Origin of the sequence: Streptomyces sp. NBC_00005 (assembly GCF_045160215.1) — a bacterium.
Classification (GTDB): Bacteria; Actinomycetota; Actinomycetes; order Streptomycetales; family Streptomycetaceae; genus Streptomyces.
In genome coordinates, this window is record NZ_CP108316.1 from 1,336,170 (window position 1) to 1,359,599 (window position 23,430).

Annotated in this window: 25 protein-coding genes; 24 read left to right on the forward strand and 1 reads right to left on the reverse strand. The window is 68.6% G+C overall.

Annotated elements, in window-relative coordinates:
* Positions 1-109: 109 nt before the first annotated feature.
* The 17 genes from OG303_RS06540 to OG303_RS06620 all read left to right on the forward strand — a co-directional run bounded on the left by OG303_RS06540 (position 110) and on the right by OG303_RS06620 (position 13,242).
* On the forward strand, positions 110-1,456 hold the full coding sequence (locus OG303_RS06540) for an Nramp family divalent metal transporter (RefSeq protein WP_405865674.1): 1,347 nt from the start codon (positions 110-112) through the stop codon (positions 1,454-1,456).
* A 327-nt stretch (positions 1,457-1,783) separates the two neighbouring features.
* A complete protein-coding gene (locus OG303_RS06545; protein WP_405865676.1) occupies positions 1,784-3,169 on the forward strand; it encodes an amidohydrolase family protein in 1,386 nt (461 codons plus the stop codon).
* A complete protein-coding gene (locus OG303_RS06550; RefSeq protein ID WP_405865678.1) occupies positions 3,166-3,957 on the forward strand; it encodes an SDR family NAD(P)-dependent oxidoreductase in 792 nt (263 codons plus the stop codon). Before OG303_RS06545 ends, OG303_RS06550 begins: the two co-directional genes overlap by 4 nt.
* 10 nt (positions 3,958-3,967) lie before the next feature.
* A complete protein-coding gene (locus OG303_RS06555; RefSeq protein ID WP_405865680.1) occupies positions 3,968-4,285 on the forward strand; it encodes an antibiotic biosynthesis monooxygenase family protein in 318 nt (105 codons plus the stop codon).
* A gap of 13 nt (positions 4,286-4,298) precedes the next feature.
* On the forward strand, positions 4,299-4,460 hold the full coding sequence (locus OG303_RS06560; protein ID WP_405865682.1) for a hypothetical protein: 162 nt from the start codon (positions 4,299-4,301) through the stop codon (positions 4,458-4,460).
* Positions 4,461-4,538: 78 nt separating this feature from the next.
* The gene (locus OG303_RS06565; RefSeq protein ID WP_405865684.1) at positions 4,539-6,065 is read left to right on the forward strand and encodes a sugar ABC transporter ATP-binding protein; all 1,527 of its coding nucleotides are present in this window, start codon (positions 4,539-4,541) and stop codon (positions 6,063-6,065) included.
* On the forward strand, positions 6,062-7,057 hold the full coding sequence (locus OG303_RS06570; protein WP_405865686.1) for an ABC transporter permease: 996 nt from the start codon (positions 6,062-6,064) through the stop codon (positions 7,055-7,057). Before OG303_RS06565 ends, OG303_RS06570 begins: the two co-directional genes overlap by 4 nt.
* 65 nt (positions 7,058-7,122) lie before the next feature.
* On the forward strand, positions 7,123-8,169 hold the full coding sequence (locus OG303_RS06575) for a sugar ABC transporter substrate-binding protein (RefSeq protein WP_405865688.1): 1,047 nt from the start codon (positions 7,123-7,125) through the stop codon (positions 8,167-8,169).
* Positions 8,166-8,354 carry a hypothetical protein gene (locus OG303_RS06580; RefSeq protein WP_405865690.1) on the forward strand — a complete coding sequence of 63 codons (189 nt, stop codon included), beginning with the start codon at positions 8,166-8,168 and terminating at the stop codon, positions 8,352-8,354. The genes OG303_RS06575 and OG303_RS06580 overlap by 4 nt, the downstream gene beginning before the upstream one ends.
* Entirely contained in the window at positions 8,351-8,560 is a 210-nt protein-coding gene (locus tag OG303_RS06585) for a hypothetical protein (RefSeq protein ID WP_405865692.1), read from the forward strand. The genes OG303_RS06580 and OG303_RS06585 overlap by 4 nt, the downstream gene beginning before the upstream one ends.
* Positions 8,561-8,943: 383 nt before the next feature.
* Positions 8,944-9,324, forward strand: coding sequence for a nuclear transport factor 2 family protein (locus tag OG303_RS06590; protein WP_405865694.1), 381 nt, complete (start codon positions 8,944-8,946; stop codon positions 9,322-9,324).
* A gap of 154 nt (positions 9,325-9,478) precedes the next feature.
* Entirely contained in the window at positions 9,479-9,658 is a 180-nt protein-coding gene (locus tag OG303_RS06595; RefSeq protein WP_405865696.1) for a hypothetical protein, read from the forward strand.
* 211 nt (positions 9,659-9,869) lie between these two features.
* Positions 9,870-10,853, forward strand: coding sequence for a VOC family protein (locus tag OG303_RS06600; protein WP_405865698.1), 984 nt, complete (start codon positions 9,870-9,872; stop codon positions 10,851-10,853).
* Positions 10,854-10,884: 31 nt separating this feature from the next.
* On the forward strand, positions 10,885-11,871 hold the full coding sequence (locus tag OG303_RS06605) for a fumarylacetoacetate hydrolase family protein (protein WP_405865700.1): 987 nt from the start codon (positions 10,885-10,887) through the stop codon (positions 11,869-11,871).
* A gap of 74 nt (positions 11,872-11,945) precedes the next feature.
* On the forward strand, positions 11,946-12,350 hold the full coding sequence (locus tag OG303_RS06610; RefSeq protein ID WP_405865702.1) for a heme-binding protein: 405 nt from the start codon (positions 11,946-11,948) through the stop codon (positions 12,348-12,350).
* A 23-nt stretch (positions 12,351-12,373) separates the two neighbouring features.
* Positions 12,374-13,003, forward strand: coding sequence for a VOC family protein (locus OG303_RS06615; protein ID WP_405865704.1), 630 nt, complete (start codon positions 12,374-12,376; stop codon positions 13,001-13,003).
* On the forward strand, positions 13,000-13,242 hold the full coding sequence (locus OG303_RS06620) for a hypothetical protein (protein WP_405865706.1): 243 nt from the start codon (positions 13,000-13,002) through the stop codon (positions 13,240-13,242). Before OG303_RS06615 ends, OG303_RS06620 begins: the two co-directional genes overlap by 4 nt.
* 46 nt (positions 13,243-13,288) lie before the next feature.
* Here the strand turns inward: OG303_RS06620 and OG303_RS06625 are convergent, their stop codons facing one another.
* Positions 13,289-13,978, reverse strand: a complete 690-nt coding sequence (locus tag OG303_RS06625) for a TetR family transcriptional regulator (protein WP_405865708.1) — start codon at positions 13,976-13,978, stop codon at positions 13,289-13,291.
* Positions 13,979-14,085: 107 nt separating this feature from the next.
* On the opposite strand from OG303_RS06625, the gene OG303_RS06630 reads away from it, so the two are divergent.
* The 7 genes from OG303_RS06630 to OG303_RS06660 all read left to right on the forward strand — a co-directional run bounded on the left by OG303_RS06630 (position 14,086) and on the right by OG303_RS06660 (position 23,212).
* Positions 14,086-15,672 carry a methylmalonyl-CoA mutase gene (locus tag OG303_RS06630; RefSeq protein ID WP_405865710.1) on the forward strand — a complete coding sequence of 529 codons (1,587 nt, stop codon included), beginning with the start codon at positions 14,086-14,088 and terminating at the stop codon, positions 15,670-15,672.
* A gap of 98 nt (positions 15,673-15,770) precedes the next feature.
* On the forward strand, positions 15,771-17,354 hold the full coding sequence (locus tag OG303_RS06635; protein ID WP_405865712.1) for an acyl-CoA carboxylase subunit beta: 1,584 nt from the start codon (positions 15,771-15,773) through the stop codon (positions 17,352-17,354).
* A gap of 8 nt (positions 17,355-17,362) precedes the next feature.
* Positions 17,363-17,572, forward strand: coding sequence for an acyl-CoA carboxylase epsilon subunit (locus OG303_RS06640; protein WP_405865714.1), 210 nt, complete (start codon positions 17,363-17,365; stop codon positions 17,570-17,572).
* A 41-nt stretch (positions 17,573-17,613) separates the two neighbouring features.
* Complete coding sequence (locus tag OG303_RS06645; RefSeq protein ID WP_405877899.1) at positions 17,614-17,811, forward strand: hypothetical protein; 198 nt, start codon at positions 17,614-17,616, stop codon at positions 17,809-17,811.
* A complete protein-coding gene (locus OG303_RS06650) occupies positions 17,808-19,580 on the forward strand; it encodes an acetyl/propionyl/methylcrotonyl-CoA carboxylase subunit alpha (protein ID WP_405877115.1) in 1,773 nt (590 codons plus the stop codon). Before OG303_RS06645 ends, OG303_RS06650 begins: the two co-directional genes overlap by 4 nt.
* A 320-nt stretch (positions 19,581-19,900) precedes the next feature.
* Positions 19,901-22,354, forward strand: a complete 2,454-nt coding sequence (locus tag OG303_RS06655) for a SpoIIE family protein phosphatase (protein ID WP_405865716.1) — start codon at positions 19,901-19,903, stop codon at positions 22,352-22,354.
* A gap of 81 nt (positions 22,355-22,435) precedes the next feature.
* Positions 22,436-23,212: a TetR family transcriptional regulator gene (locus OG303_RS06660; protein WP_405865718.1), complete on the forward strand. Its 777-nt coding sequence runs from the start codon at positions 22,436-22,438 to the stop codon at positions 23,210-23,212.
* Positions 23,213-23,430: the final 218 nt, after the last annotated feature.

Below are 23,430 nucleotides of genomic sequence, written 5' to 3' on the forward strand. Positions count from 1 at the left end.
GTCCACCGCCGGCTGCCGCTGACGTCTGCGACGCGGGTGGTCATGCAGTTCCCCACGCCCCTTGAGGGCGCGTCCCCCTCCCCCCCTGGACAAGGAGAGCAGCGGCATCATGACAGTCGAACCGTCTCCCACCCACTCCGGGCAACTCGATCCCCCGGCCCTCGCCCCTACGGAGCCACCCAGCCGCACGCCGGGCGAACGACGCCCCCGACTCCGCTCGGGACTGTCGTACACCCTCCTCGGCCCGGCCTTCGTAGCCGCGATCGCGTACGTCGATCCAGGGAACTTCGCCACCAACGTGCAGGCCGGCGCCACCTTTGGGCCGCTGCTGCTGTGGGTGCTGCTCACCGCGAACGTCGTGGCGATGCTGCTGCAGTACCTGTCCGCCAAGCTCGGTGTCGCCACCGGGAAGAGCCTGCCGGAGCTGTGCCGGGCCCGGTACCGCAGGCCGGTGGTGTGGGGGCTGTGGGTCCAGGCGGAGGCGGTCGTCGTGATGACCGACCTCGCGGAGGTGGTGGGCGGGGCCATCGCCCTCCACCTGCTGTTCGGCCTTCCGCTGTGGCTGGGGGGCGTGGTCGTCGGGGCGGTGTCGCTGCTGCTGATGCCGATGCGCGGGCGCGGCCGGCGCCGCTTCGAGCTGCTGATGGCGGCGGGCCTGGCCTGTCTGCTGGGGCTGTTCCTCGGGCAAGTGCTCGGCGCCGGCACTCCGTTGGCCACGGCCGCCGACGGGCTGATGCCGGGGCTTTCGGGTACCGAGAGCGTGGTGATGGCCGGCGGGATCGTCGGTGCCACGGTCATGCCGCACGTGATCTATCTGCACTCGGCGCTCACCAGCGATCGCTACAGTCTGTCCCTCGCGGCCGGAAGCGGCGGTCCGCCGGACGACCCGGACCGACCGCTGCGCCGCCGCCTGCTGCGCCACGTACGCGCCGACGTACTGATCGCGATGGGTTTCGCGGGTGCCGTGAACGTGGCACTGCTGGTGTCGGCGGCGACCCTGTTCCACCCGGGCGCCCCCGAGGCCGCCGACTCGCTGGGCGCGGCGCACGACGCGTACGGGCGGCTCGTCGGCCCGGTCGCCGCCCTTGCCTTCGCGCTCGCCCTGCTCGTATCGGGCCTCGCGGGAACCAGCGTCGGCATGTACGCGGGTGAAGTCGTGATGGGTGGCTTCCTCGGCCGCCGGATCCCCGTACTGCTGCGCAGGCTCCTCACGATGACACCCGCGATCGTGGTGCTCGCGGCCGGCGCCGGTCCCACGGAAAGCCTGGTGTTCAGCCAGGTCATCCTCTCCTTCGGTATCCCCTTCGCACTGGTCCCACTGGTCCTGCTCACCCGCGACGCCGGCGTCATGGGCCGCTGGGTCAACCGGCGTGCGACCACGTGGGGGGCGTGGGCCATCAGCGCGACCGTGGTGGCCTTGAACGTGGCGCTCCTGATGAGCCTGTTCGCCGGCTGAGCGCCCACCCGTCGATCCCTGGGTGATCCTCACTGCGAGGCCCGTGGCAGTGCACGGAAGCGGTGAGCCTCCCCTTGTTCGATGCGACGGGTGCGTCTAATATTCAACATGATCGTAATCAAACCACTGGCGGGATCGAGTGCACGGCCGGGCGGCTCCGCACGACCGCGACTTGGACATCCGGTCCGACATGAGCCTCGAGGCACTCGCGAGCTGCCGCCGTTCCCCAAACCCGACGGCCGTCGTCCGCCATCGGACGACGACGGTCCTGCACACCGTCGAGGCCGCTGAGAGATATCCGACCACCTCAAAGAAGAGGACGCTTACATGGCCGAGACCACGACCAAGATCGCAAACGCGCGGTACGCCATCACGGTCGACGAGCGACGACGCATCATCCGGGACGCGTCCATCGTGATCCGCGGCGATCGCATCGTCGCCGTCGGGCGGGCGGCGGACCTCGCCGATGTCCCGGCCGACCGAGTCATCGACGCCACCCGCATGGTCGTGACCCCCGGCTTCATCAACACCCACGACCATCTGTACCCCCAGCTCATGCGCGGCCTGTTTCCCGACACGATGATCGGTGCGCCGTACATCCGCGACAGCTGCGCGCTCCGCCAGTCGATGAGCGACGAGGAGCAGTATGTGAGCACCCTGTCGGCGCTGGCCGAGCACCTCGTCAACGGCACGACGTGCGTGGTGAACCCCGGCGACGCGGAGCGCGTCGATCCCGCGATCCAGGCGTACGAGGACAGCGGCGCCAGGGTGATCGTCGGACGGTGCGTCACCGATCGCCCGGACATCAGCCACACCCCCGTGATGTCGACCGAGGACGCGCTCGCCGATCTCGAATCCACGGTCCGCACCTACGACGGCCGGTGCGACGGCCGCGTTCGGGGCTGGGTGATGCTCTCCTACGGGGTCGGTCCCTGCAGCCCCGAACTCCTGACCGGAGCCAAGCGGTTGGCCGACGAGCTGGGCACGGGCCTCACGTTTCACCAGTCGGCCCGCCAGGCGCAGGTGGACGACTCGATCAAGGCGTACGGGATGCGGCCGATCGAGTACCTCGCCGAGGTGGGGGCCCTCGGCGACAACGTACTGCTCGGACACGCGGTCGCCCTCGACGAGCGCGAGATCGACCTCATGGCGCGGACCGGCACGAGGGCGGCGCAGTGCCCCGTGCCGTCGTTGCGCCTGGGCTTCGGCACGACCAGGATCGGCAAGCTCCCCGAGCTGCTCGACGCCGGGGTCGTCGTCGGCCTCGGAACCGACAGCCCCGACTTCGCCTCCACCGACCTGCTGCGCACGGTGTTCCTCGCCGCCACGCTGTACAAGGACGCGCGACAGGACACGAACCTGGTGCCCGCGGAGGCGGCGCTGGAGCTGGCGACGATCCGCGGCGCGGAAGCCGTCGGCCTCGCGCAGGACATCGGCTCCATCACCGTCGGCAAGAAGGCCGACCTCGTGCTCTTCGACACCGATCGGCCCGAGTGGAGCCCCCTGCTCAACCCCATCAACACGCTGGTCTACAACGCCGACGGCAGGAGCGTTCACACGGTTCTGGTCGACGGACGGACCGTCGTCGAGGCCGGGAAGCCCACCTTCACCGATCAGACGTCCCTCGTGTCGCGGCTCCAGCAGGCCTCCGAGTCGCTGATCGAGCGGACGGGCGTCGAGGTGGCCGCACCCCGCTGGCCGGTGGAGTCATGAGCGAGCGATCCGGACGCAGCGGGATCGGCCGCGACCTCGCGGGCACGGCGGCGCTGGTCACGGGCGCGAGCAGTGGGATCGGCGAAGCCACGGCGCGCGCCCTGGCCGCGCGCGGAGCCGCCGTCGCACTGGTCGCACGCCGTGCAGAGCGCCTGGAGCGCCTCGCCGGCGAGATCGAGAAGGCCGGCGGCCGAGCGGTCGCACTCGCCGCCGATGTCACGGACGGGGGCGCGGCAGCCGATGTCGTCGCTCGCGCCGTCGATCGGTTCGGCCGCCTCGACACCGTCGTCGCCAACGCGGGCGTCATGCTCCTGGGTCCGGTCGAGCACGCCGAGGTCTCCGACTGGGAGCAGATGGTCTCGCTCAACGTCATGGGATGCCTCTACGTCGCTCGGGCCGCCCTGGGTGAACTCCTGCGTGCGGCGCGGCAGTCGGCCGACAAGGTGGCCGATCTCGTGCTGGTCTCGTCGATCGCGGGTCGCCGAGCAGACGCCGGGTCGGCCGTGTACAACCTGACCAAGCACGGCGTCGGCGCCTTCGCCGAGGCCCTGCGCCAGGAGGTCACCCAGCGCCACGTGCGCGTGTCGGTCGTCGAGCCCGGCCCCGTGACCACCGAACTCACCAGCCATCTCTCGCCGGAGCTCCGGGCGCGCGCGGACGAGCGCTGGCGGGACGTGACGGTCCTCGAGGCCGACGACATCGCCGACGCCATCGAGTACATCGTCACCCGGCCGAGGCACGTCGCCGTCAACGAGCTGGTGGTGCGTCCAAGCGAGTCGGTCTTCTGAGGAGGCAGCGATGATCATCGAGCGGGCGACCTTTCGCATCCGCCCCGGGCAGGACGACGCGTTCCAGGCCGCGTTCCGCGAGGCGGCGGGCGTCATCTCCGGCGCCGACGGCTTGGGCTCGGTCCGCCTGGCGCACGGCGTCGAGCATCCCGGGACCTACCTCGCTCTGCTGGAGTGGGACTCGGTCGACGACCACGTCCGCTTTCGCTCGTCGGAACGCTTCGGCACGTGGGCGGGGCTGCTGCGCCCGCACTACGCGGCGCCGCCCGAAGCGGAGCACTACACGATCGTCGTCGAGACGCTCCCGAGCGACCGGAGTGACGTGTGAGTGACGGCTGAAGGTGCGGGCGACCGGGGACCGCGACGGGCAGACGCATCGGCTCGGAGCGTACGAGGTCGTCTTCGGCACCCTGCCGCATCCGCTCATCAGCGAGGAGCAGTTGGTCTCGTCGCCGTTGAACTGGACGTTCGCCATGCGCCAGCACAGGACTCTCTACGATTGAGTAGAAGATTGTACGCGTCTGTTGACATGCGGGCCCGCGCTTCCTACGGTCGCCTGACATGGACTCAAGGAGGACGCCATGGGGCCTCAGTCAGGCAGCTCTGCGACGCACGTCGCCATCCGGGATGTCGTCAAGCGGTATCCGGGCGTCTTGGCCTTGGACGGCGTGACCGTCGATGTCCGTCGCGCGACCGTCCACGCCCTCGTCGGTGAGAACGGTGCCGGCAAGTCGACGTTGGGGAAGATCGTCGCCGGTGCGGTGGTCCCGGACGGCGGGACCATCAGCGTGGGCGGCGAGCCGGTGTCGTTCCACTCGCCGCGGGACGCGCTGAGCAGCGGCATCGCTCTCGTGCACCAGGAGATCTCGCTCGTGCCGGGGCTCAGCGTCGTCGACAACGTCTTCCTGGGGATCGAGCCCGGCCACGCCGGGTTCGTGGACCGGCAGGCTCAACGGCGACGGCTGAAGGGCCTCTGCGACGAGACCGGCTTCTCGTTGGAAGCCGACCGTCCGGTGCGCGAACTGCGGCTGGGCGAGCAGCAGAAGGTGGAGATCATCCGCGCCCTCGCGCGAGGTGTGGAGCTGATCGTCTTCGACGAGCCGACCGCGGCGCTCACCCGCGAGGAGGCCGAGCAGCTGCACGGCGTCATCCGCACACTGCGGGACCGGGGCACCACCGTGATCTACGTGTCGCACTTCCTCGAAGAGGTGCTCGCCATCGCGGACATGGTCTCCGTGCTGAAGGACGGCCGCCTCGTGCGTACCGCTCCGGCGGCACAGGAGACCGTCGACTCGCTCATCACCGGCATGCTGGGCCGATCGCTGGAGGCGACGTTTCCTCCCAAGCGTCGTGTTCCTCCCGACGCCCCGGTCGTCCTTCGCGCGCACAACGTCACGCGTCGCGGCGTGATCGAGGACGTGTCGTTGACCGTCCGCGCGGGCGAGATCGTCGGGGTGGCGGGCCTCGTCGGCAGCGGTCGTACGGAGCTGGCCAGAGTGCTCTTCGGCGCCGACCCGCGCAGCGCGGGGCACGTCGAGGTCGCCGGCCGCGCCGTGCGCATCCGCAGCCCGCGGGAGGCGGTCGAGCACGGCGTCGCGTTGGTCCCGGAGGACCGCAAGGGCCAAGGACTCGTCCTGCGCGGAACGGTCCTGGAGAACATCACCATGGCGGGCCTGAACAGCTTCACGAGGCTGGGGTTCATCCGGTCGGCGCCCGAGGCAGCGGCCGCGGGCAGCATCGCCGAGCAGGTCGAACTCCGGCCCCCGCAACTCGATCGCCCGGTGGCGACCCTCTCCGGGGGCAACCAGCAGAAGGTCGTGTTCGCCCGGTGGCTGTCCTGCCGACCCGCCGTCCTTATCGCCGACGAGCCGACGCGCGGCGTCGACGTGGGGGCCAAGAGGGCCCTGTACGAGCTGCTGCAATCCCTGGCCGAGGAAGGAATGGGCGTGCTTCTGATCTCGAGTGAACTGGAGGAGCTCACCGGCCTGGCGCATCGCATCGTGGTGATGCGCCAGGGGCGACTGGTGAGCGAGCTGCCGGGAGACGCCGACGACGCGCAGTTGCTGTCGGCGGCGTTCGGCGAGAGCCACCGTGAGGTGACGGCGTGAACGACATCCCGGCCGACGATCCCGGCCTGGCCCACGCTCCTCGTCTGTGGGGACGCCTCACCGGTCCCAGCATCGGTGACATCCGTAACCTCGGCGTGCTCGTCACGCTCGCGGCGCTGTTCGTCGTGTTGTCGCTGACGTCGGACGCCTTCCTGACCGAGCGCAACCTCCTGAACATCCTCGAGCAGTGGGCGCCGATCGGCATCCTTGTGCTCGGGGGCGCGGTCGTCATCATCACGGGCGGCTTCGACCTTTCGGTCGGCGCGATGTACGCGCTGGCCGGCGTCGTGTCCGTCGTGGTGGCTCAGCACACCGGCGTCGCGCTCGGCGTGCTTGCGGGAGTCGCCACGGGCACGGCTTGCGGTCTGGTCAACGGCGCGCTGGGGACCTTCGCACGGATGAACGTGTTCGTGGCGACGCTGGGCAGTTCGATCGTGTTCGCCGGACTGGCGACGCGCATCAGCGACGGCAGCATCCAGGCGGTCGACGATGCGGGCTTCGGGTTCGCCAACGACAAGTTCCTGAGCATCGCCGTGTCGATCTGGATGTTCCTCGCGGCGATTGTCGCGTGCTCGGTCTACCTGCGGCGCACCAGCTACGGACGCCGTACTTTCGCGATCGGCGGGAACGCCGAGGCGGCGCGTCTGGCCGGCGTCCGCGTGTTCTCGGTGCGCATCTGCGCGTTCGCGATCGCCGGCCTGGGAGCGGGGCTCGGCGCGGTGATCGTCGCGAGCCAGAGCCTCAGCGCGGACCCATCGAGCTTCACCGGCGTCCAGTTCAACGCCTGGACGGCCATGCTGATCGGCGGAAACTCGCTCGCGGGTGGCGAGGGCGCGGTGTGGCGGTCCGTGGTTGGCGTCCTGATCCTCGCGCTCGTCAACAACGGCTTCAACCTGCTCGGCGTCGATCCGCTGTGGCAGCAGGTGCTGACCGGGGTCATCCTGCTCGCGGCCCTCGGACTCGACGCGCTGGTCCGCCGGAAACGGAGCTAGTGCCCCCAACTCGGGGCTCGCTACCGCGCGCACCGCTCACATCGACAGAAGGACGAGAGCCTGACATGAAGAGATCAAAGGGCCGCGGACTGCACACATGGTGGCTGGTCTGCGCCGGTGTCGCGACGATGTCGCTGGCCGTCGCCGCGTGCGGCAACAACGAAGACAGTTCGGCGGCGTCGAGTGGCACCGGCGGCAAGGGGAGCAAGGTTCCGGTTTCGATCGCGCTGCTGGCGTCGACCGCTGCGTCCTACTCGCAGGCGGAGAACAAGGGCGCTGAGGCAGTGGCGAAAGCCGCGGGCGGCAGCGTCACCGTGTTCACGGCGGACCTCGATCCGCAGAAGCAGATGACCCAGTGCAAGGACGCCATCGCCAGCGGGAAGTACAAAGGCATCCTCATCGAGGCCGTGTCGAGCGCCGCCGCAGTGCCGTGCGCCAAGCTGGCGGCCGCGGCCGGCATCAAGGTCGTCGGGCTGTCCAACCCGATCGGGCCGAAGCTCCAGGTGCCGATCCAGGTGCCGGAGGTCTCGGGCCAGGTCGTGCAGGACCATGACAAAGTCGGACGCACTGCCGGTCGTATGGTCAAGGACGCCTGCAAGGGCAAGGACCCGTGCCAGGTCGTGTTCATGATCGCCGTTCCGGGCTTCCCGCCCTCGGAGTCGTACAAGGCCGGCCTCAATGAGGAGATAAAGAGCGCACCGAACATCAAGATCGTCCAGACCTACCCGACCGGTTACGGCGATCTGTCCAAGGCCAAGGCCGCTCTGCAGGACGCGCTCGTGAAGTACCCGAAGCTCAGCGTGGTGACCTCCGACGCCGACTGGCTCGGAGGCGCCGAGCAGCTCGTCAAGGACGAGGGCCTCACCGACCAGGTGAGATTCATCGGAACAGGCGGCTCCAAGGTCGGCACCGACGCGGTCAGGAGCGGCGCCCAGTACGGGGACATCCCGTATCTGCCGCGCACGACGGCCGGTGTCGCGACGAAGATGCTGATCAAGGCGATGCGGGGAGAGAAGCTCGACGAGCCCGCGATCGATGCGCTGACGTTGAGTCCGTTCGGCCGCACCGGCATCGTCAAGAAGAACGCGGAAACGTTCAAGGCGCAGTGGTGAGCACCGCACGGGCCGCGACGGATGACGCACACTCGTTGGACGGTGTCCGCAGCGACTTCACCTGGTTCGACAACGAGCGGGTCATCCGATTCGGGCGTGACGCTCTGCGGAACGTCGAGTCGCTGTTTCGCGACCATGGTTTCGGGCGCTATGCGCTCTTGACGACAGAACGCGCGGCGGCGTGAGCACCTCGGGTCTGCGATGGTCCGCCGTGATCCTCCACGTGCCACACGGGGCGGTGCCCGAAGCCGCCGCCGTGCAGCCGGAAGTCGGAGGACTGCCCGTCGTGGCACTCGGCGATGGCCGCGTCATCGATGCCGCCAAGGCCGTCTCCGCGGCGGACGGTCTCAGCTGTGCGGCGATCCCGACGACGTTGCCGGGGCGGAGATGACCCGCGGTCACCTGGATGCCTGCGGGCGTGCCCGAACCTCCGCCCGTCGCCACGCCCTACTGGAGCTGGTGCCGCCGGCCGAGCCTGGTCATCGCCGACCCCGCGCTGATGGCCTCGCAGCCGATGCCGGATCTCGCCGCCGGCGCGATGAACTCGATGGCGCATGCCGGGCCGAACTGGCGAACATGCGTCGGCCGCTCACGGCGCGGGAGACACGCGGGCTGTTGGAAGACGCCTACGGATCTTGAGGGTTGCATCGACATTCCCCGTCGAATTTACGCTCTCGTCCATAATTCCATACTCACGTCCATCGGCTGACGTCGCAAGATCGGGCTTCCCGCACGGAGCTCGATCCATGTCCGATTCCGGCTCAGGAGTCCACGATGCATCCCACGCATGACGACATCATTGAAATCGAACGAGTTCTGTCCCTCTGGGGGCACGTCCTGGACGACAGGGCATGGAAACGCCTTGGCGAATGCCTTACGAACGACGCGATCTACGACGCCAGCGTGTACGGATTCGAGCCCGTCCAGGGCATCGACATGATCGAGACAATGCTGCGGGACGGTGAACACGCGGTCGCCCATCACGTCACGAACATCGTCGTGATCCCCGGCGACACCGAAGTGACGCACGTCAGGTCCAAGGGCCTCGGGATCCGGCACGACGGCACCGTGAGCAGCGCCACGTACCACGACGAAATGGTTCGCACCGCCAACGGCTGGCGCGTTGCCGTACGAACGCTCGGGCGCATGGGCTAGTGCCGCGACAGGCAATAGATCCGCCCGCCCCCGCGCGCGACATCGCAAGGGCGACGGCGTTGCGGCGCGGCAGACATCGCAGCCGTCCAGGGCCGTATCGGATCGCGAAGTCACGAGCGAAGAATTATTGACTCTCGCGTAGAACGGTGACACGATGGCGTGGCCACGATGGCTCGACGAGGAGGGTGGCATGGTGTCCTTGGAGGCTTCCTTCAGCCGGACGGCAACGCCTGCCCGCAGCCGCCGCCAGGTCACCATGTCCGACACCGACGCGGCACGGGCCACCTTCGCCGGCCCCTCCACGCTCACCGCGGACTCCTCGCCCGCCGTCTGAGCCGTGCCCCGCCGGGCGTACGTGCACTTCGGGCAGGACGGCCCGAAGTCGCCCCGATCGCCCGGTCCGCCCGTGACCGCGTCCGACGCGGTCACGAATTGAGCGCGATCCACCGATGCGGGTCCGGGAATCCCGCTTCAAAACTTGATCGTCAATTACGCAATGTTTATGTCGAAAAGGCAACTCAGGCTGTTTATCGGCCGAGGAGGTCATGGTGTCCCTTATCGGTATTGAGCGAGTGAACTACTTCGCGCTCAACGCGAAGAATCCCGAGGCGGCTGCGAAGTTCGCGGTCGAGCGGCTCGGGTTCACCCTCGAGCATGCGGCGTCGGACGGCACGCACTACTTGAGCGCGCACGGGCTGGACCGCTATTCGCTGGTGTACAAGCCGGGTGAGACCCATGGCCTGCACCATGTGAGCTACGTCGTCAGTGACGAGCAGGCGCTGGACCGGGCCGGGGAGCGCCTCGCCCGGGCCGGGGTCGAGGTGGCCCGGCACATCGATCGCGAGTGGGAGTCCAAGCCGGCTCTGCGGTTTCAGACCCCGGCCGGCCATCTCATCGAGCTGACCACCGGACTGCACACCGAAATCCCGGTCGCCCACCTCATCGAGGCGCCGAAGTCGGGCGGCCCGAAGCCGGTGGTGGCCGACCACCTCGGTCTCGGAGCCGCCGATTTCGAGGCCGAGGACAAGTTCGCCAGGGAGGTGCTGGGGCAGCTGCAGTCGGGCAGGGTCATGGCAGGCGACGTACAGATCATGTCGTTCATGCGCTCGCCCGGCCGGTACCTGTACCACGACCTCGTCGTCGTCCGCACGCCCGAGGCCAAGGTGCATCACCTCCAGTTCAGCCTCAAGAACCTCGACCAGTTCTACGAGACGGCGGAGGCGCTGCGCGCCAACGACGTGGAGATCGAGTGGGGTCCGCTGCGGCACGGCACCGCGCACAACGTCGCCATGTACTTCCGGGACGCCGAGGGCTACTGGATCGAGTACTCGGTCGACGAGGAGATCATCCTGCACGACCCGACCTACGTGCCGCGCACCTGGAACGTCACCGACAGCCACGCCGTGGACGAGTGGAACACCGGACAGCCCCCGGTCGGTCTGGTGGGTCCGCCGCCGGCGCCGCCGGCCGACGTTCTTCTCGGCACCGACCTGGACGAGACGTTCAGCAAGGAAGGCGCACAGTCATGATGCGCGCGACGGGCAGGCTGGTGCGGGCACAGTGAAGCTGGTTCGAGTCGCGGGTGCGGGGACCGGGCTCGTCGTGGACTCGGCCGGATCGACCTATGTGGTCGATCTCGCCGGGTCCGCGAGCGCGCTCGACGACGGCCCGGCCGAAGCGATCAAGGCGTCGTTCCCCGGTGGGTCGCAGAGCTGGCTCCCGATGATCGGGGCGTGGCCCTCGGTGCGCGGCGCGCTGCTCACCCTCCTCGAGCTGGTCCAGGACGATCTCGACCGCGGCCGGGACCGGCTGGGGGCCCGTCCCCTGGCGGAAGTGCCGCTGGATCCGCCACTGCCGGATCCGGCGTCGCGGATCTTCGCGATGGGCGGCAACTTCCCGATGCACGCGGGCAGGATGGCGTCGCGGATGGAGCTGCCCGAGTCGTTCGTATCGGGCACCGCCGATGACACGCCGCCATGGGGCTTCTATGTGATCCCGGGAACCGTGGTGGGCCCGGGCGCGATCGTCACCCCACCGGAGGGTACGGCGAAGCTGGACTACGAGGCCGAGGTCGGCGTCGTGCTGGGTGGGGCCGAGCATCCCCGGGGCAGTGATCGCGTCTCGTTGTGGGGCTATACGGCGTGGAACGACTTCAGCATCCGGGACGACGCACTCGGGCTGTCCAGAATCGATCACGGTCCGCTGACCTGGTCGTTGGTGAAGAACTTCCGGACGGGGAACAGCTGTGGTCCCTGGATGGTCGTCGACGAGGCGATCGACGTCACCGACCTGAGGATCCGCTGCCGTGTCAACGACGAGCTCAGGCAGGACGGGACGACCGCGGACATGGGGCATTCCTTCGGCCGGATCGCGGCGCACATCTCGCGGTTCGTCCCGCTCGGCGGCGGGGACATGATCCTGTCCGGAACGCCCGGGGGCACCGCGATGGAAGACGGCCCGGACGGCGCGTTCCTGCGCGACGGCGACGAGGTCGAGGTCGCGGTGGACGGCGTCGCACCGCTGCGCAACACCGTGAAGATGGGCTGAGGGCGGCGACCAGTACGTCGAGTGGTCCTCGCAGCCGGCCGACTCCCCGTAGCAGAAGGAAAGGAAGAACAACCGTGTCCCATGTCGTAACCGGGCTCCGGCTGACCGAACAGGCCACGCTGACGATACTCAACGCGGCCGTGGACGAGGCCCGCAAGCGCGAAGCCCCGGTGGCGATCGCCATCGTCGACACGAGCGGTCAGTTGCGGGCCTTCGTCCTCATGGACGGTGCGGTGCCCTTTGCCCAAGAGGTCGTCCCCAAGAAGGCGCGTACGGCGGCCTATGTCGGCGCGCCCACGGGGGAGATGGACCCAGCGCTCGCCGCGCGGCTCGCCGCCGCTGCCACCGACTTCACCGACCTGCGTGGCGGTCTGCCCATCGTGGTCGACTCAGTGGTCGTCGGTGGTATCGCGGCCAGCGGGTCCTCCTCCGACAACGACGTCGCGATCGCGCAGGCCGGCCTGGATGTGTTGACGTAACGGCCCAATAGGGAGGTTCAGGAATGGCTTCGGAACTCGATCACCTTGCCCAAGGCGTCGACCACGCCGCGTTTCCCACGTTCGACCCGGTCGGCACGGTGCGCTTCTACCACGAGATCCTCGGATTCCCCATCGTCCACTCGGTGTGCGCGGTCGGCTGGGGGCCGTCGGACCACCCCGACTTCGTGCACTTCTTCTTCGACATCGGCAAGGGTGACCGGCTGGCGTTCTTCTACTACTTCGGTCTCGAGCGGTTCAGCGAACCGGGGCAGGACGCATACGCCACACACGGTCCCAAGGTGCCCCGCTTCTTCCGTGACTCCCGGCATCTGGCCATCCATGTCGACTCCGAGGAAGCGCTGGACGAGTACCGCCGGCGTCTGGAGGACAACGGCTGGACGGTCGAGATGCAGGTCAAGCACGAGACCATCGAGTCGATCTACACGTACGACCCGAACGGCTTCATGGTCGAGTTCACTTACCCGACCCGCGAGATGACCCGGGTGGACGACGAGGACGCGGCGCTGACCGTGCGGGCGCTGCTCGACGTCGTGTCGGGTGACGGGGAGCCGACCCTGTCGAAGCTGTGGGCGCGCAAGGCGGAACTCATCGTGGCGGGTGTCGCGGCCGAGTTGGAGGAGGGAGGCCGGTGATCGAGCTGTATGTGCTCGACGTGCCGGAGTTTCGCGCCTTCATCGACCAGGGCGCGAAGGTCGCGGACGAGGTGCACATCGTCGGCAACTACGTCCAGCTGTGCGGAAAGAGCACCCTGATCATCGACCGACGCGAGGCCGGTATCCGGCCTGCGGTCTGGTACAGCGCCATCGGGGCGCTGCGCCACGGCAAAGTCGCGCAGTTCGACAGGGACGCGCTGCGCGTCGAACCGGAGTGACCCGGTCGGTCAGCAGGGTTACGCGGTAACCGACCGGTTCGGCCGCTCAGGCGCCCCCACTTCCGCCCTCGATGAGGCGCCGCAGTGAGGGGAGCAACGCGTTGATGTCCTGACCGGTTCGGAACGCGACAACCATGGTGCCGTCGCCGACGGCATCCACGGGGGAAGAGGATGGCGGAAAGAGCGCGAGCACCTCGCGCATCGCCTCGTCCACCTCCGCGACGGGGTCGGCGGACTCCCCTCGGAGCCATCGGCGCAGCACATGGTTGTGGGCAGCCACCACCGCCGCCGCCATCAGCTCCGCCCTCAGCGATGCCGCCTGCGTCGAGCCTCCCATCCACTCCGAGATGAACTCCCGGAAGAGACGCTGGTAACGGGCCACACTGGCGATCTCACGATCACGGAGCGCGGGCACCTTGCTGGTGAGGACATACCGCCGTCTGGCGAGATCACCTTCGTCGATGTAGTGCAACAGCACCAGACGCACCGCGTCGGAGACGGCGACCAGGGCCGTGCTGTCGTTGGACGTCGCCAGCCGGTCCCTGATCAGCTCGAGCAGGCGATCATGATCGGGAAAGATCACCTGTTCCTTGGAGCGGTAGTAGCGGAAGAACGTCGAGCGCCCCAGTCCGGCCCGTTCCGCGATGTCGTCGACGGTGGTCTGCTCGTACCCGCGCTCGTCGAAGAGGGCGAACGCGGCGTCAGCGAGTCGGACCCGCGCAGCTGGCTTGCTCATGAACGCCCATCCTTCCCCGCCTCGGCGTATGGACGCCACTTGCCATCCTTGAATGATACTGAGTACCGTAAATACGAGACTGAGTATCACGGCTTGGGAGGTACGGCATGCGTTCCATGGCGCGCAGCGAGTCAGACCTGCCGATCCGGCCGCTTTACGACGCTTGCGCGCTGGAGGACTTCGAGGTCCCTGCCAAGCTGGGCGCTCCTGGGCAGTTCCCGTACACCCGCGGGGTGTATCCGTCGATGTACACCGGCCGGCCCTGGACGATGAGGCAGTACGCCGGGTTCGGCACGGCGAAGGAGTCCAACGAGCGCTACCACGAGCTGGTCGACGCGGGCACCGGCGGTCTGAGTGTGGCGTTCGACCTGCCCACACAGATGGGCTACGACTCCGACGAGGCGATCGCCCAGGGTGAGGTGGGCAAGGTCGGCGTGGCGATCGATTCGATCGAGGACATGCGGACACTGTTCCGGGGGCTGCCGCTGGACAAGGTGTCGACGTCGATGACGATCAACGCTCCGGCGTCGACCCTGCTGCTGATGTACCAGCTGGTCGCGGCCGAGCAGGGTGTAGCGGGCCACCAGCTGACCGGCACGATCCAGAACGATGTGCTGAAGGAGTACATCGCCCGGGGCACCTACATCTACCCGCCCAAGCAGTCGCTTCGGTTGATCAGCGACACCTTCGCCTACTGCCACCGTGAGATCCCCCGCTGGAACACGATCTCCATCTCCGGGTACCACATGGCCGAGGCCGGGGCGAGTCCCGTGCAGGAGATCGCGTTCACCCTCGCCAACGCCAAGGAGTACGTGCGCACCGCGATCGCCGCGGGCCTGGACGTCGACGACTTCGCGCCCCGCCTGTCGTTCTTCTTCGTCGCCCGCACCACGTTGCTGGAGGAGATCGCGAAGTTCCGCGCGGCCCGCCGGATCTGGGCCCGCGTCATGCGCGACGAATTCGGCGCCAAGAACCCTAAGTCGCAGATGCTGCGCTTTCACACCCAGACCGCGGGCGTCCAACTGACCGCCCAGCAGCCCGAGGTCAACCTGGTACGGGTCGCGCTGCAGGGCCTGGGCGCGGTGCTGGGCGGGACCCAGTCCCTGCACACCAACTCCTATGACGAGGCCATCGCCCTGCCCACCCAGAAGGCGGCCCGCCTCGCCCTGCGCACCCAGCAGATCATCGCGTACGAGACCGACGTGACCAAGACCGTCGATCCCTTCGCCGGGTCCTACGTCATCGAGTCGATGACCGACGACATCGAGGCGGCTGCCCTGGAACTGATCAAGGCTGTCGAGGACCGCGGCGGTGCCGTCGCCGCGATCGAGCAGGGTTTCCAGAAGTCCGAGATCGAACGCTCCGCCTACCGCATCGCGCTGGAGATCGACAACCAGGAGCGGACCGTGGTGGGGGTCAACAAGTACGTCCTCGACGAGGAAGAGCCCTACGAACCGCTGCGCGTCGACCCTCAGATCGAGGCCGACCAGTGCGAACGCCTCGCGGCCCTGCGCAGGGAACGCGACAGCCACGCCGTCGAGCGAGCCCTTGACGCTCTGCGAACGGCCGCGGAAGGAACCGACAATGTCCTGTTCCCCATGCGTGAAGCCCTCGGACACCGCGCCACCGGCGGCGAAATCGCCCACGCTCTGCGGGACGTATGGGGCGTTCACCAGCCACACGACACGTTCTGACGTCGATGACAGCCTTCCCCATGCCGACACCCAGCGTTCTTCGGAGTCCCGCCATGCCCCTTGCCCCCGACGTGCCACCGAGCACTGAGCGGAAACAGATGAGCACCATCGACATTCACACCACCGCGGGCAAGCTCGCGGATCTTCAGCGTCGTATTGACGAGGCGACGCACGCCGGCTCCGCACGCGCCGTCGAAAAGCAGCACGCCAAGGGCAAGTTGACGGCCCGTGAGCGCATCGAGCTCCTCCTCGACGAGGGCTCCTTCGCCGAGCTCGACGAGTTCGCCCGCCACCGCTCCACCAACTTCGGCCTGGACACCAACCGCCCCTACGGCGACGGCGTCGTCACCGGATACGGCACCGTCGACGGCCGCCCCATCGCCGTGTTCTCCCAGGACTTCACCGTCTTCGGCGGCGCGCTGGGCGAGGTCTACGGCCAGAAGATCGTCAAGGTCATGGACTTCGCGCTGAAGACCGGCTGCCCGGTCATCGGCATCAACGACTCCGGCGGCGCCCGCATCCAGGAAGGCGTCGCCTCCCTGGGCGCCTACGGCGAGATCTTCCGCCGCAACACCCACGCCTCCGGCGTCATCCCGCAGATCTCCCTGGTCGTCGGCCCCTGCGCGGGCGGCGCGGTCTACTCCCCCGCCATCACCGACTTCACGGTCATGGTCGACCAGACCTCGCACATGTTCATCACCGGCCCCGACGTCATCAAGACCGTCACCGGCGAGGACGTCGGCTTCGAGGAACTGGGCGGCGCCCGCACCCACAACTCCGTCTCGGGCGTGGCCCATCACATGGCCGGCGACGAGAAGGACGCCATCGAGTACGTCAAGCAACTGCTGTCCTACCTGCCGTCCAACAACCTCTCCGAGGCCCCGGTCTTCCCCGAGGAGGCGGACCTGACCGTCACCGCCGAGGACCTCGAGCTGGACACCCTCGTCCCGGACAGCGCCAACCAGCCCTACGACATGCACACGGTGATCGAACACATCCTGGACGACGCCGAGTTCTTCGAGACGCAGGCACTGTTCGCGCCGAACATCCTCACCGGCTTCGGCCGCGTCGAGGGCCACCCGGTCGGCATCGTCGCCAACCAGCCGATGCAGTTCGCCGGCTGCCTGGACATCACCGCCTCCGAGAAGGCCGCCCGCTTCGTGCGCACCTGCGACGCCTTCAACATCCCGGTCATCACCTTCGTCGACGTGCCCGGCTTCCTGCCCGGCGTCGACCAGGAACACGACGGCATCATCCGCCGCGGCGCCAAACTCATCTACGCCTACGCCGAGGCCACCGTCCCCCTCATCACCGTCATCACCCGCAAGGCCTTCGGCGGCGCCTACGACGTCATGGGCTCCAAACACCTGGGCGCCGACCTCAACCTCGCCTGGCCGACCGCCCAGATCGCCGTCATGGGCGCCCAGGGCGCGGTCAACATCCTGCACCGCCGCACCATCGCCGAGGCCCAGACCAACGGCGACCTGGACGCCACCCGCGCCCGCCTCATCCAGGAGTACGAGGACGCCCTCCTCAACCCCTACATCGCAGCCGAACGCGGCTACATCGACTCCGTGATCATGCCGTCCGACACCCGCCGCCACGTCGTACGCGGCCTGCGCCAGCTCCGCACCAAGCGCGAGTCGCTGCCCCCCAAGAAGCACGGCAACATCCCCCTCTAGGAGCCGCCATGACGATCAAGGTCGTACGGGGCAACCCGACCCCGGAGGAACTCGCCGCCGCCCTGGCGGTGGTCCGCGCCCGCGCCGCCGCGGCAGCGTCGGTTCCCGCGGCACCCGAGCAGCTGGATGAGTGGGCGGACAAGAATCGCAACATCCCGCGCCGCGCGCCCGCACAGCCAGGGCCGACGACCTGGCGCGGCACGTACTGGCCCCGTTGAACGAGCGGGCCCTGCCTCACCTGTTGACTCTTGGAGAGAGTATGAATGCCCTGCACCAGCGAACGGAGCATGCCAGTACCGCTCCGGCGCCGCACGCCCGCGTCGTGATCGCCAAGCCCGGACCCGACGGCCACGACCGCGGCGCGAAGGTCATCGCCCGGGCTCTGCGTGACGCCGGCGTGGAGACCGCGCACCAACTCACCGCGTCCGCGAGCGACATGCTGGAGTCGGCATGCTGACGAAGGTGCTCATCGCCAACCGTGGCGAAATCGCTGTCCGTGTGGCCCGGGCCTGCCGGGACGCGGGGATCGCGAGCGTGGCCGTCTACGCGGAACCGGACCGGGACGCGTCGCATGTCCGCGCCGCGGATGAGGCGTTCGCCCTGGGCGGTGACACTCCGGCGAGCAGTTACCTGGACATCGGGAAGGTCCTCAACGCGGCGCGTGAGTCGGGGGCGGACGCGATCCATCCCGGCTACGGCTTCCTGTCCGAGAACGCCGAGTTCGCCCAGGCGGTCCTGGACGCGGGTCTGATCTGGATCGGCCCGCCGCCGCAGGCCATCCGCGACCTCGGCGACAAGGTCGCCGCCCGCCACATCGCCCAGCGGGCCGGTGCCCCCCTCGTCGCGGGCACACCGGACCCGGTCTCCGGCGCGGAGGAGGTCGTCGCCTTCGCCGAGCAGCACGGCCTGCCCATCGCGATCAAGGCGGCCTTCGGTGGTGGCGGTCGCGGCCTGAAGGTGGCCCGCACCCTCGAAGAGGTGCCGGAACTGTACGAGTCGGCGGTGCGCGAGGCGGTCGCCGCGTTCGGCCGCGGCGAGTGCTTCGTGGAGCGCTACCTCGACAAGCCCCGGCACGTGGAGACCCAGTGCCTGGCCGACACCCATGGCAACGTGGTCGTCGTCTCCACCCGTGACTGCTCGCTGCAGCGCCGCCACCAAAAGCTCGTCGAGGAGGCCCCCGCCCCGTTCCTGTCCGAGGCGCAGGTCGCGGAGCTGTACTCCTCGTCGAAGGCGATCCTGCGCGAGGCGGGCTATGTCGGCGCCGGCACGGTGGAGTTCCTGGTCGGCACGGACGGCACGATCTCCTTCCTGGAGGTCAACACCCGCCTCCAGGTCGAGCACCCGGTCACCGAGGAAGTCGCCGGCATCGACCTGGTCCGCGAGATGTTCCGCATCGCCGACGGCGAGCACCTCGGCTACGGCGATCCCGAACTGCGCGGCCACTCCCTCGAGTTCCGCATCAACGGCGAAGACCCCGGCCGAGGCTTCCTCCCGGCCCCCGGCACGGTGACCGTCTTCAACCCGCCGTCGGGCCCGGGCGTCCGCCTGGACGCCGGCGTCGAGTCCGGCTCCGTGATCGGCCCGGCGTGGGACTCGCTGCTGGCCAAGCTGATCGTCACCGGCGCCACCCGCGCCCAGGCGTTGCAGCGGGCCGCCCGCGCCCTGGCCGAGTTCCAGGTCGAGGGCATGGCCACCGCCATCCCCTTCCACCGCAAGGTGGTCACCGACCCGGCCTTCGCCCCCGAACTGGCCGGCTCCGCCGAGGCGTTCACGGTCCACACCCGGTGGATCGAGACCGAGTTCGTCAACGACATCAAGCCCTTCGCCGCCCCCACGGACGCGGAGACGGACGAGGAAGAGGGCCGCGAGACGGTCGTCGTCGAGGTCGGCGGCAAACGCCTGGAGGTCTCCCTGCCCTCCTCGCTGGGCATGTCCCTGGCCCGCACCGGCCTCGCCGCCGGCGCCCGCCCCAAACGACGCGCCACCAAGAAGTCCGGCCCGGCCGCCTCCGGCGACACCCTCGCCTCCCCGATGCAGGGCACCATCGTCAAGGTCGCCGTCGAGGAGGGCCAGGAGGTCAAGGAAGGCGACCTCATCGTCGTCCTCGAGGCCATGAAGATGGAACAGCCGCTCAACGCGCACCGCTCCGGCACCATCAAGGGCCTGTCCGCCGAAGTCGGCGCCTCCCTCACCTCCGGCGCACCCATCTGCGAAATCAAGGACTGAGCCGTAGGAACACGCACCGCAGAGCCCCGGAAACCAGAGAAATCTGGTTCCGCGGGTTCTCGGTAGATTCCTCGGAGCCCGCATTCCCCGCCGTACACCATCCAAGGTCCTCTACCGGCTCGTACAACGGCTGTGCCCGTGCTCTGGAACCGCCGCCCATCCGGCGCCGGGCCGGTGTGCCGGCGCATCAGCAGCCCGCAGGGCCGCTGGGGGCGACCGGACGAACATGGAGCGATAATGGAGACGCCAGCTCGCCGTCGAAGGGTCCGGCGCGCTGCGAAAGACAGGTCCCCTGAGCCGGCCCCTTACGGCGGGGCGTGATGGAAGCGTGGCAAGAAGTCGACGGCGACGACCTGCGCGATCCCTTGGACGTCGTGCAGGCGGCCACGGCTGTGCTGGACGCCGATGGCGTGGTCATCGGGTGGAGCCCCACGGCCGAGGAGCTACTCGGCTACCCGGCGGCGGAGGCGGTGGGACGCGCCGCGGACGAGCTTCTGGCGGCGCAGCCGGCCGCCCTGCCCCTGCTCGAAGTCTCGCAACGGCCGCGCGAATCGGTCGCCCGCAGCGACCAGGTTCAGGTGCGCCACCGCGCAGGCCATCTCCTCAAGGTGGCGATGACACTGTGTCCCCTGGCGCATACCGCCGGTGGCGCCGCCTGGATCATCACCGCGACGGGTGCGGAGGAGCTCCGCCGCTGGGAGGCCCACCAGTCCATGCTGAAAGGGCTGGCCACCCAGTCGCCGGTCAACCTGTGCATCTTCGACACCAGCGGAAACGTGGCCTGGGCCAACGCTGCGGTGGAGCATTCGGTCGGCATGCCACTTGCGCAGTTCGCCGGGAGGCCCTTCGAGGACATCCTGCTGGAGGACCAGGTCATTTCGGAAGATCATCCTCCCAACCTGCAAGCACTAATCTCCCATGTGCTGAGCAGCGGCGAACCGATGCTGGACGTACGCATTCGAGCCCGACCGCGCGGGGACCCTCTGCATGATTACATCTGGTCCTGCGCGTACTTCCGGTTGCAGGACGCAGTAGGGCACATCCTCGGAGTTTGCGGGTACGCGGTCGACATCACCAGCCGCCACCGGGCCCAGCAGAGACTGGAGCTGCTGGTCCGGGCAGGTGGACGGATGGGTATGACGCTGGACGCGAACCGGATCGCGAGAGATCTCGCGGATGTGGTGGTCCCAGGGTTCGCAGACGCCGTCACCGTCGATGTGCTGGAAAGCGTCCTCACGGGCGATGACCTCGAACCGAAGGCGGCCGGCCGCCGGACCGCGTTCCGGCGATTGGAGCGGCGCTCCGGCGGGGACCACTGGATCGAAGCGGATGCGGCGGTCGGCGAGGTGGTCGAGGATCCGTTTGCTGTGGCCCAGGCCCGCAGTCCTGCCACAGGCGAGCCGGACCAGGACGAACAGTCCGACGACCCGTCCGACGTGACCGTAACCGCAGAGGACAGGGGCGGGACGGGTGTGCACTCGCGGCTGGTGGTGTCGCTGCGCGCCCGCGATCTGACCCTCGGAGTGGTCACCTTCCTGAGGGCCGCCATTCCCGACCCCTTCGATACCGAAGAGGTCGCGCTTGCCCGCGAGCTGGCCGCTCGTGCCGCGCTCGGCTTCGACAACGCCCACCGTTACGCCCGTGAGCATGCCGCCGCGCTGACCCTGCAGCGCAGCCTTTTGCCGAGGCACGTGCCCGAGCAGCTCACCGCCCTTGAGGTTGCCCATCGCTACCTCCCCGCCAGTACCGGCCTTGGCGTGGGCGGCGACTGGTTCGACGTGATCCCGCTGCCCGGGACCCGGGTCGGCCTCGTTGTCGGCGACGTGGTGGGGCACGGCCTGCGCGCCGCCGCCACCATGGGGCGCCTGCGCACGACCGTCCGTGCTCTCGCCCAGCTGGACCAGGCGCCCGACGAGCTGCTCACGCAGCTCGACGCCCTGATAGGAGATCCCTCCTACGACGAGGAACCCACTGGGGAAGCGAGTGTGGAAGAAGCCGTTGGGGCGACGTGCCTGTACGTCGTCTACGACCCTGTCACCCGGCGCTGCGCCATGGCCAGCGCAGGCCACCTGCCGCCCACGATCGTCCGAGCCGACAGCAGCGTCACCTTCCCGGATCTGGCCCCCGGACCGCCTCTGGGGCTGGGGGGCCTGCCGTTCGCCACCGTGGAGTTCGAACTGCCCGAGGGCAGCCTGATCGCACTCTTCACCGACGGTCTGGTCGAGTCCCGGAACCGCGACGTCGACATCGGACTCGAACAGCTGGCCACGGTCCTCGCCGAACCCCGGCGCCCCCTGGAAGATCTCTGCGAGCGGGCGGTCGCCACCCTCCTGCCCGAGCCGATCAGTGACGACGCGGCATTGCTCCTGGTCCGCACCAGGGCCCTCGACGAGCAGCAAGTAGCCACTTGGGAGTTCGATGCCGACCCTGCCCTCGTCGCTGACGCCCGCACCCGTGTGACGGACCAGCTCACGGCTTGGCGGCTCGAAGACCTGACCTTCACCTCCGAGCTCGTCGTCAGCGAACTCGTCACGAACGTGATCCGCTACGCCGCCGGCCCCGTCAGTGTTCGCCTCATCCGCGACCGCAATCTCATCTGCGAGGTCTCCGACACGGGGCACACCTCACCCCATCTGCGCCGCGCCGCCCACGATGACGAAGGCGGCCGTGGCCTGTTCCTCATCGCCCAACTCACCCTGCGCTGGGGCACGCGCTACACCCCGACGGGAAAGACGATCTGGACCGAACAGTTGCTGCATCCAGCGCTCCAGTAAGCTTACTCTGATGTCCAAACTTCGCCATTGATGACGAAGTTTTGCCGTGGCAACTGGTCAGATCTGGCTACTATCGCCTTCATGACGAAGAGCGCGCGAAGGACCGCAGGCAGCTCAGCGCCTGCCCACAGAACGAAGGGGAGTTCGTCCGGTCGGTTTTCGACGCGGCGCACGCTCGTCGAGAACGAGATCTTCGAGCAGGCGTCCCGCCTGTTCGCCGAGCGCGGCTTCTCCGGCACCAATCTGGGGGACATCGCCGAGGCGATGGGCATCACCCGCCCCGCGCTCTACTACTACGTCAAGAGCAAGGACGAACTGCTCGCCAGGCTCGTCGAGCAGATCACGGAAGGGTCGGCGGCCGAGATCGAAGCCCTCGCCGCGGACTCCGGCACCGACCCCGCAACCCGTCTGCGCCGGATCGCACGCCTGATCTCCCTTCAACGGGCCGAGCAGCCGAGCCGGTTCCAGCTGTTGCTGCGTTCAGAGGCTGATCTCCCTCCGACCGTCGCCGAGGCTCACCGGGCCGCCCAGCGAGCGACCTTGCGCCACCTCATCGAGGTGATCGACGAAGGCGTACTCAAAGGACAGTTCCGCCCGGTCGAAACGCGAACGGCCGCACTCGCGGTGGCCGGAATGTGCAACTGGGTCGCCTGGTGGTACCACCCGGGCGGCGAGCGCGGCTTCGCCGAGAAGGATGCCGCCGCGGACCAGATCGCGGAGCTGGCCGTGGCCATGGTGCAGCAGGCGAGCCCGCGGGCTTCCGGAACACCTGGACCGGGGGCCGCCCTCGCACTGCTGCGCCAGGACCTCCAGCACCTGGAGCGAACGCTCGGCGACCAGGCCCGCGACGGCTCGTAGACTCCCGGCCCCGCAGAGCACGGCGGACGATCCGTCAACCCTTCGGCGCCACTCGGTTGCGCGTCGCGCCGCTCCTCGATCACTACCTCAACGAGGCTTCGCCTTTCAGGTACGAGCTGTCGACGCCGTGCTCCCTCGCGATGCCGCCCAGACCTTAGACACTTGACGTTCCTCAACAGCGACGTAAGATAATTGACTACCGCGACTATGCGGTGATT